14 protein-coding genes and 1 pseudogene are annotated in these 16772 nt (G+C 69.4%); 8 read left to right on the top strand and 7 right to left on the bottom strand.

Annotated elements, in window-relative coordinates; translation table 11 throughout:
* A pseudogene (locus tag ACFVGY_RS14915) lies at positions 1 to 214 on the bottom strand (IS5/IS1182 family transposase); the annotation flags it as partial.
* Positions 215 to 839: 625 nt separating this feature from the next.
* On the opposite strand from ACFVGY_RS14915, the gene ACFVGY_RS14910 reads away from it, so the two are divergent.
* The 5 genes from ACFVGY_RS14910 to aspA all read left to right on the top strand — a co-directional run bounded on the left by ACFVGY_RS14910 (position 840) and on the right by aspA (position 6906).
* Positions 840 to 2129, top strand: a complete 1290-nt coding sequence (locus tag ACFVGY_RS14910; protein ID WP_385676329.1) for a hypothetical protein — start codon at positions 840 to 842, stop codon at positions 2127 to 2129.
* An 86-nt stretch (positions 2130 to 2215) separates the two neighbouring features.
* Positions 2216 to 2893 carry a FadR/GntR family transcriptional regulator gene (locus ACFVGY_RS14905; protein ID WP_385676343.1) on the top strand — a complete coding sequence of 226 codons (678 nt, stop codon included), beginning with the start codon at positions 2216 to 2218 and terminating at the stop codon, positions 2891 to 2893.
* A complete protein-coding gene (locus ACFVGY_RS14900; RefSeq protein ID WP_385676327.1) occupies positions 2890 to 4329 on the top strand; it encodes an amino acid permease in 1440 nt (479 codons plus the stop codon). The genes ACFVGY_RS14905 and ACFVGY_RS14900 overlap by 4 nt, the downstream gene beginning before the upstream one ends.
* Positions 4330 to 4425: 96 nt before the next feature.
* Positions 4426 to 5442 carry an asparaginase gene (locus ACFVGY_RS14895; RefSeq protein ID WP_385676324.1) on the top strand — a complete coding sequence of 339 codons (1017 nt, stop codon included), beginning with the start codon at positions 4426 to 4428 and terminating at the stop codon, positions 5440 to 5442.
* 54 nt (positions 5443 to 5496) lie between these two features.
* Positions 5497 to 6906: an aspartate ammonia-lyase gene (gene aspA / locus ACFVGY_RS14890; protein WP_385676321.1), complete on the top strand. Its 1410-nt coding sequence runs from the start codon at positions 5497 to 5499 to the stop codon at positions 6904 to 6906.
* A gap of 508 nt (positions 6907 to 7414) precedes the next feature.
* Here aspA and ACFVGY_RS14885 read toward each other — a convergent pair.
* Positions 7415 to 7756, bottom strand: a complete 342-nt coding sequence (locus tag ACFVGY_RS14885) for a hypothetical protein (RefSeq protein WP_385676318.1) — start codon at positions 7754 to 7756, stop codon at positions 7415 to 7417.
* 75 nt (positions 7757 to 7831) lie between these two features.
* On the opposite strand from ACFVGY_RS14885, the gene ACFVGY_RS14880 reads away from it, so the two are divergent.
* A complete protein-coding gene (locus tag ACFVGY_RS14880; RefSeq protein ID WP_385676315.1) occupies positions 7832 to 8398 on the top strand; it encodes a hypothetical protein in 567 nt (188 codons plus the stop codon).
* Between the two features lie 28 nt (positions 8399 to 8426).
* On the opposite strand, the gene ACFVGY_RS14875 is transcribed toward ACFVGY_RS14880, so the two are convergent.
* Positions 8427 to 9425, bottom strand: coding sequence for an NADP-dependent oxidoreductase (locus ACFVGY_RS14875; protein ID WP_385676312.1), 999 nt, complete (start codon positions 9423 to 9425; stop codon positions 8427 to 8429).
* 122 nt (positions 9426 to 9547) lie between these two features.
* Between ACFVGY_RS14875 and ACFVGY_RS14870 the strand changes: the two genes are divergently transcribed.
* Positions 9548 to 10423, top strand: coding sequence for a LysR family transcriptional regulator (locus ACFVGY_RS14870; protein ID WP_385676309.1), 876 nt, complete (start codon positions 9548 to 9550; stop codon positions 10421 to 10423).
* 350 nt (positions 10424 to 10773) lie between these two features.
* Here the strand turns inward: ACFVGY_RS14870 and ACFVGY_RS14865 are convergent, their stop codons facing one another.
* From ACFVGY_RS14865 to ACFVGY_RS14850, 4 genes are all read right to left on the bottom strand, one after another.
* On the bottom strand, positions 10774 to 12468 hold the full coding sequence (locus ACFVGY_RS14865) for a neutral zinc metallopeptidase (protein ID WP_385676306.1): 1695 nt from the start codon (positions 12466 to 12468) through the stop codon (positions 10774 to 10776).
* Positions 12469 to 13219: 751 nt separating this feature from the next.
* On the bottom strand, positions 13220 to 14023 hold the full coding sequence (locus ACFVGY_RS14860) for a hypothetical protein (protein ID WP_385676303.1): 804 nt from the start codon (positions 14021 to 14023) through the stop codon (positions 13220 to 13222).
* Positions 14024 to 14945: 922 nt separating this feature from the next.
* Entirely contained in the window at positions 14946 to 15266 is a 321-nt protein-coding gene (locus ACFVGY_RS14855; RefSeq protein ID WP_385676301.1) for a transcriptional regulator, read from the bottom strand.
* Positions 15263 to 15754 carry a hypothetical protein gene (locus ACFVGY_RS14850; protein ID WP_385676298.1) on the bottom strand — a complete coding sequence of 164 codons (492 nt, stop codon included), beginning with the start codon at positions 15752 to 15754 and terminating at the stop codon, positions 15263 to 15265. The genes ACFVGY_RS14855 and ACFVGY_RS14850 overlap by 4 nt, the downstream gene beginning before the upstream one ends.
* 315 nt (positions 15755 to 16069) lie before the next feature.
* Here ACFVGY_RS14850 and ACFVGY_RS14845 point away from each other — a divergent pair, with 315 nt between their 5' ends.
* A complete protein-coding gene (locus tag ACFVGY_RS14845) occupies positions 16070 to 16726 on the top strand; it encodes a hypothetical protein (RefSeq protein WP_385676346.1) in 657 nt (218 codons plus the stop codon).
* The last annotated feature ends 46 nt before the right edge of the window (positions 16727 to 16772 follow it).

Raw genomic sequence — 16772 nt, 5'->3', positions numbered from 1 at the left:
CGAGCTGCGCGAACGTCTCGTTCTTGCGTAGGTGGGCCAGAGCCAGGAGGGCCTGCTTGAAACAACCGAGCTTGCGCCAGCGTGAGTTCACCTCACGCCTTCGGGTGTAAAGCAGCCAGGAGACGTGCTCAACCAGCTCGTACGGGACGTCAAGCATGGCAGGATACGGAACCAACGAAGCCCCTGACGTCGATGTGATGAGTGGAATCACCACACCAACGACAGGGGCTTCGCCATGTCACCACCACCCCACTGACCAGCGCTTTCACACCTCAGAGACAGGTTGAAAGAGGTTCAGTAAGGGCGAATGGGAGTTGATCGAACCGTTCCTGCCGGTGGGTGACCACGGGCCGAATCCCGACCTGCGCCCAGCAGTTGTCCCAGCCGAGCGTGGGCGAAGCGGATCCAGTGCCGGGCCGAGGGGAAGCCCGAGGAGGACCTGGGCGACCGCCAGGCACAGCAGTTCGGCGTCCATCAGCTTCGGGGGTCGCCCGATCCCACGACAAGGCGCCACATGGTCGTCGATGAACACGAACAGTGCCGCCAGAAGAGCGTCCAGGATTGTCGTCACACACGAGCCAACAGGCACCCTTCGCCACAGTCGCCGCCAGCACCAACATCGGACTCATTCACCGCGAAGCCAACAGGCCATGCCGAATGTATGAAAACAAGACAACCTGACGCTGGAGCTGAACGCGCGTAGAACTCCCTGCGTCGCCGTAGCTGGCGGGCTGGCCTCCTGGGTCGTCGAGTCGACCCAAATGGCTGAATGTTGAACTATTGGCCGACAGGCACACTACGGTTGCGGAGGTTGCTGTTCCACCGAGAGGAAACCCCTCATGACCGCCGCCGAAGCGCCGAGAACGGCCTGCATCCTCACCGGCTACCGCCCCGAGGACGGCTTCATGGCCGCCGAGCTGAATCCGCCTCCCCCCGAGTACATCTGGCACGACAAGGACGCCGAGCAGCAGGAACAGCGGTACGGCCCGGGGGTGGGATACCAGCAATGGCTGGCCGTCGACGCGTGCACTGGCGCGGTCTGGTTCGGGGATGTCGACTGGCGGGCTCCACGGGAAGACGTGGAAGGCCGGCTTCCCGGCGTGCCGCGCAAGGCGCTGGGCGACGGCATGCTGCCGGCCCCCGGGGTGCTGGTGCAACTGCTGAGCCACATGACACACGATGAGCAACACGGCTGCTCCTGGCGCTTCTTCACCGCCCCGGAGTTGTATGCGCTCGCGCTGCGCGTGCTGCAGGCCGTTCAGCGGCTCGTCGACTCGATCCACCGAACGGGGCCGGATTGCGAACTGGAGTGGTCCGCCGAAGCGGCCACTGCTTGGGAGGACATCGAGCGGGTCGCCTCCCACTCCTCCGAGGCTTCCGAAGCGGTCGTCTGGCCCAGGCTTCGAATGACCCCCGTCCCCACGTGGCGGGTCGAGGTCGACGCCTTCCTCGAAAGCAACCCCGACCTGTGCGACCCCGCCTGGGCGGTGGCCACCGACGCGGAACTCGACGCCTTTGCGGACTACCGGCCCGACTCGGGCTACGGCGGCGTCACGGGACGCGTCTGCCTCGCTGCCGGTCGGCAGATCGAGGACGGTTTCACCTTCTACGGCCACCGTGCCGCCCTGTATGCCCACCGCGCCCGGGCCTGCGGCGGCCGTACTCCGACGGACGCCCGCACCTGGCTGGAGACGACAGAGGCCGGCAGGAGTGCCTGGGAGGCGGCCAAACCCCCCGGAGCCACCCTCGCCGACGTGCCGGACTGCATCCTGTCGCTGCTGGCCGAAGGCTTCCAGAGCGCCGCGCAGGAGGAGGGGCTGGCTCTGATGGGACTGCCCGCCCACCTGCGGAAGTTGCGCGCCGAGGAAAGGGAGGCCGTCGATCGGCAGCTCGTCCGCGAAGGCGAGGAGGTCGAACGCCTGGAGAACGTGCTCAGAGAGTTCCGCGCCGCACGGAACCGCACCGTGACGCGGATCCTGGCGTGGGCCGACGGGCGCAGCGACGAGGAGATAGCACGCCTGGCCTACACGTCCCCCGACCTCGTCGGCGACTGGCGGGCCCGCCTGGGCGACGAGCAGACCCCCCAGGCCGCAGGAAGCCCCTCTCGCCGGGTTCCCGGCGACTCTTGACATCCCTGCTCGGCAGGCCCCAAGATCAGGCCGTGAACCTGTCAGACAGCCAGACAGGTGGTGGGATGCCGCGGCGCGTGAGCGCGATGGAAGCGGTGTTCGGCCACCTGCGCACCGCCATCGAGCGCGGTGAGTACGCAGTGGGGGACAAGCTCCCCTCCGAAGCCGAGCTGTGCCGCGCTCTCGAGGTCAGCCGGCCCGTTCTGCGCGAGGCGCTCCGGGCCTTGCAGGCCATGGGCCTGACCGTCTCGAAGACGGGCAAGGGAACCTTCGTCGTGGCGAACACGGTCGAGGACCCGACCTTCGGCGACTACGCCGCCAGCGACCTGCTCGAGGTGCGCCGGCACGTCGAGATCCCGGTCGCCGGGTACGCCGCGCTGCGCCGCACTCCGGAAGACCTGGACCACCTGGCCCACCTGCTCGACCGGATGGAGCAGGAGACCGACACCACGGCATGGGTGGCCCTCGACACCGTCTTCCACCTGGCGGTCGCCGAAGCCTCCCGCAACCCGGTCTTCCGACGGGTCATCGAGGAGATCCGCGACGCACTGGCGCGCCAGTCGACCTTCCTCAACGAGCTGGGCGGCCGCCGCGAGCAGTCCAACTGCGAGCACCGGGCGATCTACGAGGCGCTCATCGACGGCTGCGAACCGGACGCGATCGAGGCCATGTCCCACCACCTCCACAGGGTCGAGACGACCCTGACCGACATCGTGCACCCCAAGCGCACGGACAGCCCCACGGAAGGCGGACCCGAGGCGTGAGCGAGCAGTTCCTCGAAGACGAGAGGCGCCCCTCCCCCCGTCACGTCGACGCCGGCGACGCCGGCTACAGCAAGTCGTTGCAGCCCCGGCACGTCAACATGATCGCCATCGGCGGTGCCATCGGCACCGGGCTCTTCCTCGGTGCGGGCGGCCGGCTCGCCGAAGCCGGGCCCTCGCTGTTCATCGCCTACGCCGTCTGCGGCATCTTCGCGTTCCTCGTCGTGCGGGCGCTCGGCGAGCTCGTTTTGTACCGGCCGTCGTCCGGCGCCTTCGTGTCCTACGCCCGCGAGTTCCTGGGCGAGAAGGGCGCCTACACCGCAGGCTGGATGTACTTCCTCAACTGGGCCACCACCGGAATCGCCGACATCACGGCCGTGGCCGTGTACACCCACTACTGGGGCCTGTTCTCCGACGTCCCGCAGTGGGTGATCGCCCTCATAGCCCTGACCGTGGTCCTCGCCGTGAACCTCATCTCCGTGAGGATCTTCGGAGAACTGGAGTTCTGGTTCGCCATCGTCAAGGTCGGCGCCCTGGTGGTCTTCATGGCCCTCGGAATCTTCCTCCTGGTCACCCGCCACCCCGTCGACGGCGTCGTACCCGGCCCATCCCTGATCACCGACAACGGCGGGATCTTCCCCAACGGCCTGCTGCCCATGCTGCTGATCGTCCAGGGCGTCGTCTTCGCCTATGCCTCAGTGGAGCTGGTCGGCGTCACGGCCGGCGAGACCGAGAACCCCGAGAAGATCATGCCCAAGGCGATCAACTCGATCATGTGGCGCGTGGGCCTCTTCTACGTGGGCTCGGTCGTCCTGCTGTCGATGCTGATGCCGTGGAACGGCTACAGCGCCGATCAAAGCCCGTTCGTGACCGTGCTCTCCCACATCGGCGTCCCCGCCGCCGGCGGCGTGATGAACCTGGTCGTCCTCACCGCGGCCATGTCCTCACTCAACTCCGGCCTCTACTCCACCGGGCGCATCCTGCGCTCGATGGCCGTCAACGGCTCCGCCCCCCGCTTCACCGCCCGCATGAGCCGCACCCAGGTGCCCTACGGCGGCATCCTGCTCACCAGCGGCGTGTGCGTCCTCGGAGTCGGCCTCAACTTCGTGGTGCCCGACGACGCGTTCGAGATCGTCCTCAACCTCGCCGCCCTCGGCATCCTCTCCACCTGGGGCATGATCATGGTCTGCCACCTGATCTTCTGGCGGAAGACCCGCGACGGCGAACTCACCCGCCCCGACTACCGCCTGCCCGGCTCCCCGTGGACCCAGGTGATCACCCTGGTCTTCCTCGCCTCCGTCCTGGTCCTGATGTACGCCGACGGCGGAGCGGGACGCACCACCGTGCTGTGCGTGCCGCTGATCGCCGGAACCCTCGTGGCCGGCTGGTACGCGATCCGCCGCCGCGACGCACGCGCCGCCACCAAGACCGGCAGCTGAACCGGACGGCGTCCGCTGCACGATCCGCGCAGCCGGCGCACCGTCACCGACACAAGCCCCTACCGGCTCGAACCAGCACACTCAAAGGAGGCACTGATGCGCAGCGCACCCCTCGCGGACGCGCCCGGCATCCGGGAGCCCCTGCACGCACCCGTCGCCCACGTCACCCGGGGCGGCGTCATCGAGGGCGTCCATTACGGCTCAGTCGTCGTCCTCGGCCGGGGCGGCGAGGTCCGCTTCGCCCTCGGCGACACCGAGGCGGCCTGCTACCCCCGCTCGGCCCTCAAGCCCGTCCAGGCGGCCGCCATGGTGCGGGCCGGCCTGCCCCTCGACGGCGCCCTGCTCTCCCTCGCCATGGGCAGCCACTCCGGCGAGGAACGCCACCTCGCCGGGGTCCGGCGGATCCTGGCCCTGGCCGGCGCCACCGAGGAGGACCTGGGCAACGTCCCGGACCTTCCCTACGATCCGACCGTTCGGGACACCTGGACGCGGCAGGGGCGCCCGCCTTCCCGGCTCGCCCAGAACTGCTCCGGCAAGCACGCCGCGATGCTGTACACCTGCATCCTGGCCGGCTGGCCCCTGGAGAACTACCTGGACCCCGCCCACCCGCTCCAGAGGACGATCGCCGAGGCCGTCGAGGAGCTCACCGGCCAGCGCACCGCGAATGTCACCGTCGACGGCTGCGGCGCCCCGCTGTTCTCGGTCTCCCTGCACGGCTTGGCCCGTGCCGCGGCCCGCATCGCCACCGCGGCGCCGGGCACGGCCGAGCACCGGGTGGCGGATGCCCTGCGCAGCCACCCCGAGATGGCCTCCGGCGCCGGTCGGGACGTCGCCGATCTGATGCGCGCCGTGCCCGGGCTGCTCGCCAAGGACGGCTTCGAGGGCGTCCAGGTCGCCGCTCTCCCTGACGGCCGGGCCGTGGCCGTGAAGATCGCTGACGGGGCGAACCGCGCGCGCATCCCCGTGACGGCCGCAGCCCTGGCCATGGCGGGAGCCGACCCGCGGCTGCTCGCCCGGTTCACGGAGCAACCCGTCACCGGCGGCGACCGGCTCCTCGGCGCCATCCGGCCGGTGCCGGCACTGGCCCCGACGGCCGCCCCCGTACCCGCCTGACCGCACAGACTGCCGGAATCCGGCCACCACCTCAGGAAGAGGACCCGCACACCCATGACCGCCGCCACCCGCAGGGAACACGACCTGCTCGGAGACCGCGACGTCCCCGCGGACGCCTACTGGGGCGTCCACACCCTGCGCGCCACCGAGAACTTCCCCATCACCGGCACCCCCATCTCCACCTACCCGCACCTCATCGACGCCCTCGCCTCCGTCAAGGAGGCCGCCGCCCTGGCCAACGAGGAACTCGGCCTGCTGGAGGCCTCGAAGGCCGCGGCGATCGTCGCCGCCTGCCAGGAGATCCGCGGCGGGAAGCTGCACGACCAGTTCGTCGTCGACGTCATCCAGGGCGGCGCCGGCACTTCGACGAACATGAACGCCAACGAGGTCGTCGCCAACCGGGCGCTGGAACTGCTGGGCCACACGAAGGGCGCATACCGGCACCTGCACCCCAACGAGGACGTCAACCTCAGCCAGTCCACCAACGACGTCTACCCGACCGCCGTCCGGATCGCCACCGTCTGCGCGGTGCACGGCCTGCTCGACGCCATGGCCGTGCTCCAGGAGGCCTTCACCCGCAAGGCCGTCGAGTTCCGCGACGTCCTGAAGATGGGCCGCACCCAGCTCCAGGACGCCGTGCCGATGACGCTCGGGCAGGAGTTCTCCGCCTTCGCCGTCATGCTCGACGAGGACCGCAGCCGGCTCGCGGAAGCCGTGGAGCTGATCCACGAGATCAACCTCGGCGCGACCGCGATCGGCACCGGCCTCAACGCCCCCGCCGGATACGCCGAAACGGCCCGCCGCCACCTCGCCGACATCACCGGTCTGCCCCTGGTCACCGCGGCCAACCTGGTCGAAGCCACGCAGGACTGCGGCGCGTTCGTCCAGATGTCGGGCGTGCTCAAGCGCATCGCCGTCAAGCTGTCCAAGACGTGCAACGACCTGCGCCTGCTGTCCTCGGGGCCGCGCGCGGGTCTCGGCGAGATCAACCTGCCGCCGGTACAGGCCGGCTCGAGCATCATGCCAGGCAAGGTCAACCCGGTGATCCCCGAGGTCGTCAACCAGGTCGCCTTCGAGGTGATCGGCAACGACGTGGCCATCACCATGGCCGCCGAGGCGGGACAGCTCCAGCTCAACGCCTTCGAGCCGGTCATCCTTCACTCGCTGTCGGAGTCCGTCACGCACCTCCGCGCGGCCTGCCTCACCCTCGCGGAGCGCTGCGTGGCCGGCATCACAGCCAACACCGAGTTGCTGCGCGCGACCGTCGAGAACTCGATCGGCCTGGTGACCGCCCTGAACCCGCACATCGGGTACACCGCCGCCACCGACATCGCCAAGGAGGCGCTTGCAACCGGCCGTGGTGTGGCCGAACTCGTCCTGGACAAGGGCCTGCTCCCGGCCGAGAAGCTTGCGGCCCTCCTACGGCCCGAAGCGATCGCCGGTCCCCGCGCGGACGTCGCCTGAGGCCGCCCATCGGCCTGCCCGGGGCGCCCCACTCCCCGCAGGAGTGGGGCGCCCCGGCCGCCTCGGGGCCTCGGGGCCTCGGGCGGGACGGCGGCGGCGCCAGCCCCACCGCACGGCCGCACGGCCGCACGCCGCACGGCCGCACGAGTCCAACCAGCGCCAGCCCGTCCCCGCTCGCATCCCGGCGGACCAGCCCACGGCAAGCCCTGGCGGAGGGGTCGCCGGCCTGCAGGAGGGCGTCGCCGTCCTCCCGCTCCTCGTAGTCATGGGCCTGGCTCGGCCGCGGGTGAAGCGGCGGCTGCGCTCGCCGCACGCGGGACTCTTTCCTCCGCCCCGCTGTGCTGCGGGCGGAGGCTCCCTGACCTCTCGCAGCCGTTCTCATATTCGGGTGCGGGGTGAACGACGAGACGTTCGGGCAGCTGGGCGTGACGCATCTCGTCGAGCACCTGGCGATGAGTACGCCGCCGCGGCTCCACCTCGAGCACAACGCGTCGGTCACGCTCGCCCTTCAGGCCGTTTCGTACTCGCCCTGGATCCGCATGTGCGCGCCGGCCGCCCAGGTGTAGGGGATCCGGCCCGGGGGCACCCAGCCGCCGTCCCTCGGGCGGCATGCGAAGACCGTGGCGACACTGCCGCCGTGCGCGATGACGGGAGTGAGTCCCTTCCACGTGCCGCGGGTGCCGTCGCGGTAGCGACCGGTGCCCTGCCAGCCCCACTCGGTGCTGCCGACTCCCGCCGCCGCGAGCGGCAAGGACGCCTGGACCTCGCCGGAACCGAGCTTGCCGGTACGTCCCTCACCCTGCACCTCGACCCCTACCTCGGTCAGGAGCGGTACTCCTTTCCCGAGCACTGCCTGAGTCGTCTGCTGCCTGCGGCCCCCGCCCCCGGCAGCGGCGATGATCTGCCCGGGATCCCCGGCCTTCGGGTGAGCGGCATCGAAGCCTGCGGCCGAAAGCTGCGACTGGACATGCTGGACAGCCTCGGGCAAGCAGCGGGTCTCGTTCTCGCCCTGCCCAGCGGGCTGACGGGGGGGTGGAAGGACGTCGAGCGCCGGCACCGGCACCGATGCGAAGGCAACGGCCTGCGACCGCTCTGGACAGTCCCGCAGATCGATCCCGTCGAATCCGCCTACCTCGACGCCTGTGCCAGTCTCGAACGCTCCCGAGTCAGGCGGGCTGCGGTGGGAAGCGCCCTGCTGCGGCGTATCGCTCTCTTCCCCACCGTCACCGCCTTCTACCGCGTCCAGTGCTGGTACGACGGCGACACCTGGAAGATCGACGCCCGCACCGCCCACCCTCGGGCCGTCTGGCACGACCAGCTCATGCAGCGGCTGGACCGTTCCCGCCCCGTGCCGTTCGGCGACCAGTTTCTCGGCTTGCCGGATTACGCGAGTGCGGGTCCCTGTCGACAAATCCTCCTGTGCGGCCAAGGCCTCCAGCACCGCCTCGACCAGGCGCACGTCCACCCGGTCGGTGCCAGGGCGTGGGCGTAGTTCGCCACCGTGTGCCGGAGTTCGGCGATCACGAGACCACCGTCAGCACGATCTTGCCTTGGATGTGGCCCTGCGCGGCTCGCGTGTGTGCGCTGACCGCTTCGGACAGCGGGTAGGTGCTGTCCACCCCGACCTTGAGCTTGCCCTCGTCGAACAGGCGCCCGATCTCGGCGAGCTGGGGGCCGTTGGAACGTACCTGAATGGTCGAGACGGTGATGTTCAGGCGCGCCGTCTCTTCCGGGTCGTGCTGGGCGAAGAACACCGGAAGCATGGTGCCGCCGCGCTTGATCACGGTCAGGAAGCGTGAGCTGTCCGGGCCGCCGACGGTGTCGATCACCAGGTCGACGCCGCTGACCACGTCCGCGGCCTGCGTCGTGGTGTAGTCGATGAACTCATCGGCGCCGAGCTTGCGCAGGAACTGCTCGTGCCGGCTTGAGGCCACCGCGATGACGTGTGCCCCCTTCCATTTCGCCAATTGCACCGCGAAGTGGCCCACTCCACCGGCGGCCCCGTTGACCAGCACGGTCATCCCTGGCGTGATCGGCACTGGCTGGTGCACCCGGCCGGTGAAAGGAGACGGCACGTCGTGGCCGAGATCAACCAGGTACTGCCAGGCCGTAAGCACGGCCATCGGCGCCCCAGCCGCCTGCACGTGGTCGATACCGGCCGGCTTGTGAGCCAGCTCAGAAGCCGGCGCGGCCACGTACTGGGCGTACGTCCGGCCGTCGAATCCGGGGAACCGCAGCATGCCGAAGACCTCGTCACCGACGGCGAAACCCAGCACGTCCGGAGCGACCGCCTGGACCACGCCAGACATGTCCGTTCCTGGGATCAGAGGGAACTCCAGCGCCGGCCTCATCTCGGCCGGCATGACCTTCATCCCCTCACGCAGGTACCAGTCCGGCGGGTTGATGCCCGCCGCGTGCACCCGGACGAGCACCTCGCCCGGGCCGATCCCGGGAACCGGCACCTCGTCGTACTGCAGAACTTCCGGCCCGCCCGCTTCGTGGAACTGGATCGCCTTCATCGCGCATGTCGCTTTCTCGGGGAAACGTTGCTCCTTCAGTCAAAGCCCGGGACGGTGTGGCCGTCCAAGGCCGGTTCGGCAACCTGATCATTCCGAAACGGCATGACGCGTACCCTGCGAGGGTGAACGATCTCGGACAGGACCTGGAACTGCGGCTGGTGCGCTACTTCACCGTGGTGGCGGCGCACCAGCACTTCGGCCGGGCCGCCGCCGACCTGCACGTAGCCCAGCCGGCGCTGAGCCGTCAGATCCAACGGCTCGAGAAATATCTCGGCGCACGACTGCTGGACCGCACCCCCCAGGGCACCCGGCTCACTCCGGCCGGCCAGACATTCCTCCCCCGGGCCCAAGACCTGCTGCAGGCCGCCCGCCAGGCCGAACTGGCCGTGCGTGAACAAGCCCAGACCGAACGAATCGCCATCGGCTACGTCGAAGACCTAATGATCACTGCCGCCGTACGGGAACTGCGCCGCCGCTACCCGGACGCCGAGATCGCCACCCGGCATCTGAACTGCCGCGACGTCGGGGCACTGTCCGACAAGCGCGTCGATGCCCTGATCGCGCGGGCCCCGCTGCCGCTCGCCGCCGACGACGTGTCCACCACCCCGCTGTACGAGGAGCCCCGGATGCTCGTGGTCCCGCGCGGCCATCCCTTGGCCGACCGCGCGTCGGTGACCGCGGAAGAACTGGCCGGCGAAGAGGCGGCGCCATGCGCGTTCGAGACCGCAGGCTGGGCTTCCTACCGGATCCTCGGGGCTAGTGTGCCACCGATCGAGAGCTACGAGGACAAGCTCGAACTCGTCGCGAGTGGCAGGGCCATCGCCGTGCTACCAGTCGGCGATCGGCGTAGCTCACTGCGTCCCAACCTCGTCACCGTCCCGGTCGAGGGTGCTCCCCCGAGCCGGGTCGTCCTGGTCAGCCGCAAAGGCGACCCGAATCCGATGATCAGGAATCTCCGGCTGGCTGCCAAGGCCGTCCTGACCGCCCCGGCATCCTGACCGGGAGGTCCGCTGGCTCACCGCAGGCTGAACACCGCTCGACGCAGGAACTGCCCGTCTTGTCGCCAACTGCTCTCGGGAAACGACAATGGCCTGTGCTCTCCTCGTAGAGGGCACAGCATCCTGAGGAGTCCTGAGGAGTCCGGGGGGTGGAGTGCGAGCAGGACCGCAACCATGGCCCGGCCCGGCCGGATCAAGGGGTTCTCATCCACTGCATGGTTGCGCCGGCCGAATCGACCTGCATCACCATCACAGGATCCGATGGTTCCGTCTTCCGAGATGAGATGAATAGCGGGGCAGGGATCGCCAGGCAAACCGCTACGGCAAAAGGTCTGGGACGTCAGGCTCACTCATCCTTGCAGCTTCCAGTACTTCTCCACGCAGGCTGCTGGCGCTCCGGGCGGGTAGCGGTTGGGGATGCCGTGGTAGCCGGTGAGCAGGGCCTCGCGGCGTTCCTGTGGGGTGCCGTGGTGGTCGGGGGCAAAGAATCGGTAGTCCCCGACGGCCTCCAAGGCCGTGACCGCCTCGTCGAAGTCTCCGTCCTGCAGGTAGCCGCTGTAGTAGGCGTGGGCGGTCCAGGTGCCCGCCAGGCAGTCGGCGATCAGTTCCTTCCATTTGGCGCCGGGCTGCGGGTAGGTGACACCGTCGCGCCGGCTGAGCTGGGTGCCCCACTCGTCGACCACGTGGTGGCCGAACTCGTGGGCGGTGAGGATGGCGGCCGCGAAGTCGCCGGCGCGCTGTGAGCGGCGTTCGAAGACGTTGCCGGTCCACATCTTCTGCATGGTGGTGACGGGAAGGTAGATGGTGCCTGCGTGACCCGGGAAGTACTGGTCGTTGGGGCAGTAGAAGGCGTTCGGTGTGTCGTGGGCGATTACGAAGGGCTGTTGATCTGGGTTGAGGCAGTTACTGGTGATGGGCGGCTGTTCGGGGGTGACGACCACCACGCTGACCAGTGGTTCCTGCAGGCCCGCAGCGGTGAAGAATGCCGTCCAGACGACGTCGGCGTCCTGGACGACGCTGTTGAGGTAGGCCGCCACCGCCTGCATGGTCGGCTGCCCGGAACTCTGCGGCACCTTCGTCCCTTCTGTTGCTTCAGGCACCGTGTGGTCGCGAAGGTCCTCGACGATGTCCCCCGGCATGGGGGAAGGCTGACCCATCACGGCCGCAGAACTCCCTGGCGGGCCCAACGCGGCAACCGCGCTCAGCACAACCGCCACCGCGAGCCGCTGGGACGCAGATCGCTTCATACCTCCGGTGTAGGACCGCGGATCGGACATTGCGGCATGTGGGGGACCGTTCGGGTGAAGCGTCCGTGTGCAGCTCTGCGCGGCGAAGGCCGGCTCACGTCGCGGCGGACAGAAACCTTCGTCTGTACCGCCGACGGCGGCGTGCTGCGGCCGGTGCCAAGGAAGTGTCGGCCCGACCGCAGGCTGGCGGATGAACGGGAGGAAGGCTCCCTGGCCCCGGCACGCGGTCAGACGGGCCCGACTCGGTTTTACAAGGTCGCTGCCGGGGCGGACAGGCGCAGGTTGCGGGCGGTGCGCAGGACCTCGGTGGAGGTGAGTCCTTGGTTTTTGGTCGATGAACTGGAGGGTGGTGTCGTTGAAGTCGGCTCCTGGGGGCGGGGTGGTGCCGGGGTTGGCGATGAGGCGGAGTGTGGTGCGCAGGGTGGTGTTGCCGGGGGTGTCGGGGCCGCCGGGTGGGAAGGCGGCGGCGAAGTAGGGCAGCGGGGTGCCGCCGGGGTAGAGGTTGGGGCCGTTGGCTGTGAAGAGTCCCAGGCGCGGGCCGGGACCGCTGTTGATGCGTGCCATGAGCTTGGTGTTGAGGCGGCGGGTGAGCTCGGTGCGGGAGGCGGCGAGCGCTGGGTCGGTGGGGTAGGTCTGGGCCTGGACGAGGGTGTCGAGGGCTGCAGCGGTGAGTTGTTCCTTGCTGCTGTTGGTGGGGTCCTGGTGGAGGGTCTCGTGGAACAGGGTCGAGGTGAGCTGGCGGAAGTCTTCGAACTGGTACCGCTGGTTGACCCGGATCTGCGGGCCCTGCCCGGGCACGGCCGGGGGCGGGACCTGGGCGATGGTGGCGGGGCGAGGTTGGCGAAGCGGACGGTGGAGAAGGTCGTCCCGCGCAGGGTGGTCAGGGCCGGTTCGCCGAAGGTGCACAGCAGGGCGGCGGCGGAGGCCCGCAGAAGGGGGCGGGGGCCGGTGCGGCGCAGGCCGGGGTCGGCCAGGAAGACGCTGACGCCCTGGGCTGCGCGGAACGCTCCGCACCGTCGGCCGAGGGTTGGGGCCAGTTCGAGGGCGAGCTGCCGCTCTGTGCGCGCCGGGCCGGCAGCCGGCACCAGCGGCCCGGACGCGGGACACACGTCGGGAGTGAAGAAGGTGATGTCCGTAGGCGGGAACGGACGCTGCGCCAGGATCGTCTCGACCGTCTGCCGTTGTGCTCCTCGGCCGCCGACGCGGTGGCGGAGGAGGGGCAGAACAGTGACAGCACCGCCGCGGCCGCCCCCAGCAGGACCGCACGGGCCCGCCAGCTGCGGCGTCCGGGTCTTGATGGAGATGTCACGGAAGGGGCGTACGGTTCGGCCTGGGGCAGGGGTCTCGTCAGGGCATGGCGGCTCCAGATGGTTTTCGGTTTGGTGGGAAGTCGTCTCGGGCACAGGCACCTTCCGCTGCCAGCGGCGCGGTTGGGCTGACCCACGCTGCGGGATCGCCTCCGCAGCTCTCCTTCAGGCAACCCGCCCACCACATCGCCCACCGCGCTGCCAGCAGCTGAATCGGCGGCGCGGCTCGCCGGAGCCCTGGCCTATGAGGGGTCTGCGCAGCCGTCTTGCAGGAATGTCTTCGGATTCTGTCTCGACCATCGTCCAGGCGGGCAGGAAGCTACGCCGCCGACGTAGAGGGTCTGGTACTGCTCCCTGGGGAGGACGGCTGTGACTGTGAAGGGCCGGCCGTGGTCGTCGATGGTCACGGTGGTGTTCTTGTCCTTGTCGAGGATTGCGGCCTCGATCGTGAAGGAGCAGAACTGCTTCTGGGTCGGGGTCGTGAGGATGAAGTCCTCCTGCTCATCCTTCTTCAGGGTGACGCGCCGCTTCGCAAAGTAGGACGACTCCACCGTGTCTTTCGGCACATCGAGGTCGAAGGAGAGCTCGCGGATCCCGGCGTCTCCGGCGGTCGGCGAGTTCAGGAACATTCCTGACAGGGGGGCAGCGCAGGTCTTCTTGACCAGCTTCATCCCGGTAATGCGGACGGTGTGCTTGCGGTTGCCACGCAGGGTGAAGGCGATGGTCTGTGCTTCGGCGATGCCGACGCCGCCGTGCTCATGTGCCCATGCGCCGAAGTCGTCGCTGGCGTTCAGTGCCCGCAGTTCCTCGTTGGTGAGGGTCCTGGCCTTGGCGAAGGCAGCGCCGGGCTCGTCGATGTTCACGCTCACTGCATCAACGCGTACGGGATCGCCGTCAGGGGTGACGAGGTCCACGATCCAGCGGTAGGCGTCGGTGACGAAGGCCGCCAACAGGGCTGTCGTCAAAGCGGCGAGTACCCACAGCGAGATTTTCTTCCAAGGTTTGGGTTTGTCAGAAGCCGGCCCGGGTGGCGGAGCGTCGCCCATGGCTGTATCCGATCTAGTACGAGGAAAGGGCACGCTCCGCCCGCACGGTCGCAGACGCACGCCCAGATCGGGCAGGGCAGGCAGATTCAACTGTGAATGTGGCCGCTGCGGCCGGCGTGCGCGCCGGCGCTTTCGTCGATGAGCCAGTCGTCTCCACGCTGACAGGTTGCCGAACGCGTGCTGCCCGGCTGGCAGGCTGACCGACTCCGCCCGTGAACCGTCCCAACGGCGCTCCTTGGGCCCGTGGGCGCCGGCGACCAGTCGGCGAGATAAGCGACGGCACTGATGGGGCCCCGACAGGTTGCCCGCGGGCAGCACGAAGCTTGCGTTCCAGCACCGGCATTCCCTCTTTCTCGGGGTGCGCCCTACCCCGACCACGATGACTCGTAGCCGAGGCCCATGGCGGGGACACGCGCGACACCCCTTCACTTGGGGGACGCGGCTGCCTCCGCCCAGCCCAAGACGCGGGCGCCCGGCTGGTCCGGCCTCCACAGCTACGGAAGGCCCTGACCACCCTCTATCCGCGGCCGCTCCACAAGCGGATCCCACGCCTCAGACAGCCACTCGGCACAGCAAGCCCGGCCACAACCGCGCGTGGCACATGCCCTGCCCCAGGCCCAAACCAGGACCCGCGGCCTGCCGTACCCCGGCCCGGCCGACTCCGGTCGGGCACCGCCTGCTCTCCTTCACGCGCCTCGGCAGGACCGCGGCCGACGCCGTCTGCGCCACCCCACGAAATCAGGTCCTCCGCAAGCCGAGTGACCGAAGCCCGCAAGCCGGGCACGGCTCGCCCGGGACCCGGGACCTGGGCGGGCGAGGATGCCGGTGATGGCTTCGGTGGTGCCCCCGGTACCAGCAGCGAACGGAGGCCTGGGCGTCGCTTTTCGCCTGCATCCTGCAGCGTCGCCGCGCTCGATCGCGGTCACATGGCCGGGTCCGATGGCCCCACGATCGCGCGCAGCGCCGCGAGGTGCCCTTGGTATGCGTCCCGGCCCCGCCTGGTCAGGCGCAGCCACACGCGTTGGCGGGTGTCGCGTACGGCCTTGCGCTGCTCGACGTAGCCGGCGTCCATCAGCACGGTGACGTGCTTGCTCAGGACCGAGGCGGAGACGTCGAGCTGCCCCTGGACCCGGCCGAACTCCGCCTCGCCCGCGGCATCCAGCAGGGCGCAGATGCGCAGCCGGTTCGGGGCGTGGATGGTCGTGTCGAAGCCCTCCAGCGGGTCAGGGCTCCCGGCGCTCACGCGGCCTTCCGGTGCAGCCTGACGAAGGCGAGGTGGAAGCCTACGGACGCGGCGGTGCTGATCAGCGAGGCCGCGATCAGCCACGCCGGCCGTCCCGTGAGCCGGAACGCGTACACCGCCCCCACCAGTACGACGGGCAGGCCGGCCACGAGCGGCACGGTCGCTCGCTTCGGCAGCACGTCGAACCGCAGGGCCACCCCGGTCTTGTCGCGCCAGGCTCTGGCCGCGACGACGAAAAGCGCCCAGTACAACGCGGTGATTCCCACCGCGACGCCCAGCCAGGCCGGGGGCGGCATCAGCCAGTCCGAGTCGGCCGTGGCGCCTCCAAAGACGAAGGGGAACGCGGCGGCGTAGAGCGTGAGGGTGATGAAGAACCAGTTCGGCCAGGGCGTGGCCGCCAGTGCGGCGGCGGAGGCGCGTACGTGCTCGGTGTCGGCCAGGGCGGATCGGGCCTGCTCGGGAGTCAGCGCGACTCCGTTAGTTTCCATACCGGAAAGAGTAGCGGAGAGTTTCCGATTCGGAAACAGACAAGTTTCCGGTACGGCAAGCGATCGACCCCCGGTCACCGCCTCGCTCGCGACCCTGGCCGGACTCCCCCAAAGCGACTGCGCTCTAAGGCACGGAGCGCGCTTTTCGAGGTGTCTGAGTCAGCCCGGCCGACCGCACCAGCGCCCGCAGTTCCTCCCGGAAGCCCTGGAGGCCCGGCGACTTTCACATATTGCGCGGATCCATGATCGTTTTGACCTCCCAGCGGCTACGGTGGCGTCCACCACGTACCAACACCGGTCGACGAAAGGCAACTTGTGAGCACGCGTGACGATGCGCAACCGGCGCCGACCTCCCAGGCCGGGGACCTTGAGCGGCTGCTGGTGACAGCAGCGGATCTGGCCGAGGCGGGCCTCGACGATTTCACCGGGCTGGCATCGCCCTCGTCCGACGAGGACCCGCCGCCGATGACTGCTGCGACTCCGGAACTGACGGCCGTACTGAACAGGGCGTTCGGCGACAAGGCCGCGCGCGAGGTCAGGACCTCGTTCATGAACGCCGACTCCTCGATCGTCGTCGACGAAGGGGTATCGGAGCGGGCGCCGGGGGCGGCCGTGGCCTGGATGGCCGACATGCGGCAGGTCTACGCCGAGTGCGCCGCTTGGGCGATGCACATCGGCGATCAGGAGATCACCGTCGAGGTGGTGGATCCGGCCGGCGACCCCAGCGAGCCGCTCAAGGTGGAGCAGAGGTTCGGTGACGAGGCCTTGATGCGCACGATGCTCGCCGGTCCGGCCGGGCAGCAGGCCCAGATCACCACCCTCCTGGTGCGCCACGGCGACCGGGCCCTGGAACTGACCTTCCGCAGCCTGGCAGCCGAGCCCGGCGGACCCGAGGCCGCCCGTATCGCCAGCGCGGTGTCGAAGTTCCTGGAGCTGGCTCCGGCAAAGTTCCTGGGTCTGCCGCCCGCCTAGAGCCAGGTTGAGCCTTCTGCGCTGGGTCTTGCCCGAGGACGCCTCG

The organism is Streptomyces sp. NPDC127106 (assembly GCF_042677605.1).
Classification (GTDB): Bacteria; Actinomycetota; Actinomycetes; order Streptomycetales; family Streptomycetaceae; genus Streptomyces.
Note: the sequence above shows the minus strand (reverse complement) of the source record. Positions and strands in the feature narration are given on the sequence as shown.

Coding starts and splice junctions, on each gene's coding strand:
- ACFVGY_RS14910 (WP_385676329.1), top strand. CDS start 840: ATGACCGCCGCCGAAGCGCCGAGAACGGCCTGCATCCTCACCGGCTAC.
- ACFVGY_RS14850 (WP_385676298.1), bottom strand. CDS start 15,754: ATGGAAACTAACGGAGTCGCGCTGACTCCCGAGCAGGCCCGATCCGCC.
- ACFVGY_RS14905 (WP_385676343.1), top strand. CDS start 2,216: ATGGAAGCGGTGTTCGGCCACCTGCGCACCGCCATCGAGCGCGGTGAG.
- ACFVGY_RS14895 (WP_385676324.1), top strand. CDS start 4,426: ATGCGCAGCGCACCCCTCGCGGACGCGCCCGGCATCCGGGAGCCCCTG.
- aspA (WP_385676321.1), top strand. CDS start 5,497: ATGACCGCCGCCACCCGCAGGGAACACGACCTGCTCGGAGACCGCGAC.
- ACFVGY_RS14875 (WP_385676312.1), bottom strand. CDS start 9,425: ATGAAGGCGATCCAGTTCCACGAAGCGGGCGGGCCGGAAGTTCTGCAG.
- ACFVGY_RS14860 (WP_385676303.1), bottom strand. CDS start 14,023: ATGGGCGACGCTCCGCCACCCGGGCCGGCTTCTGACAAACCCAAACCT.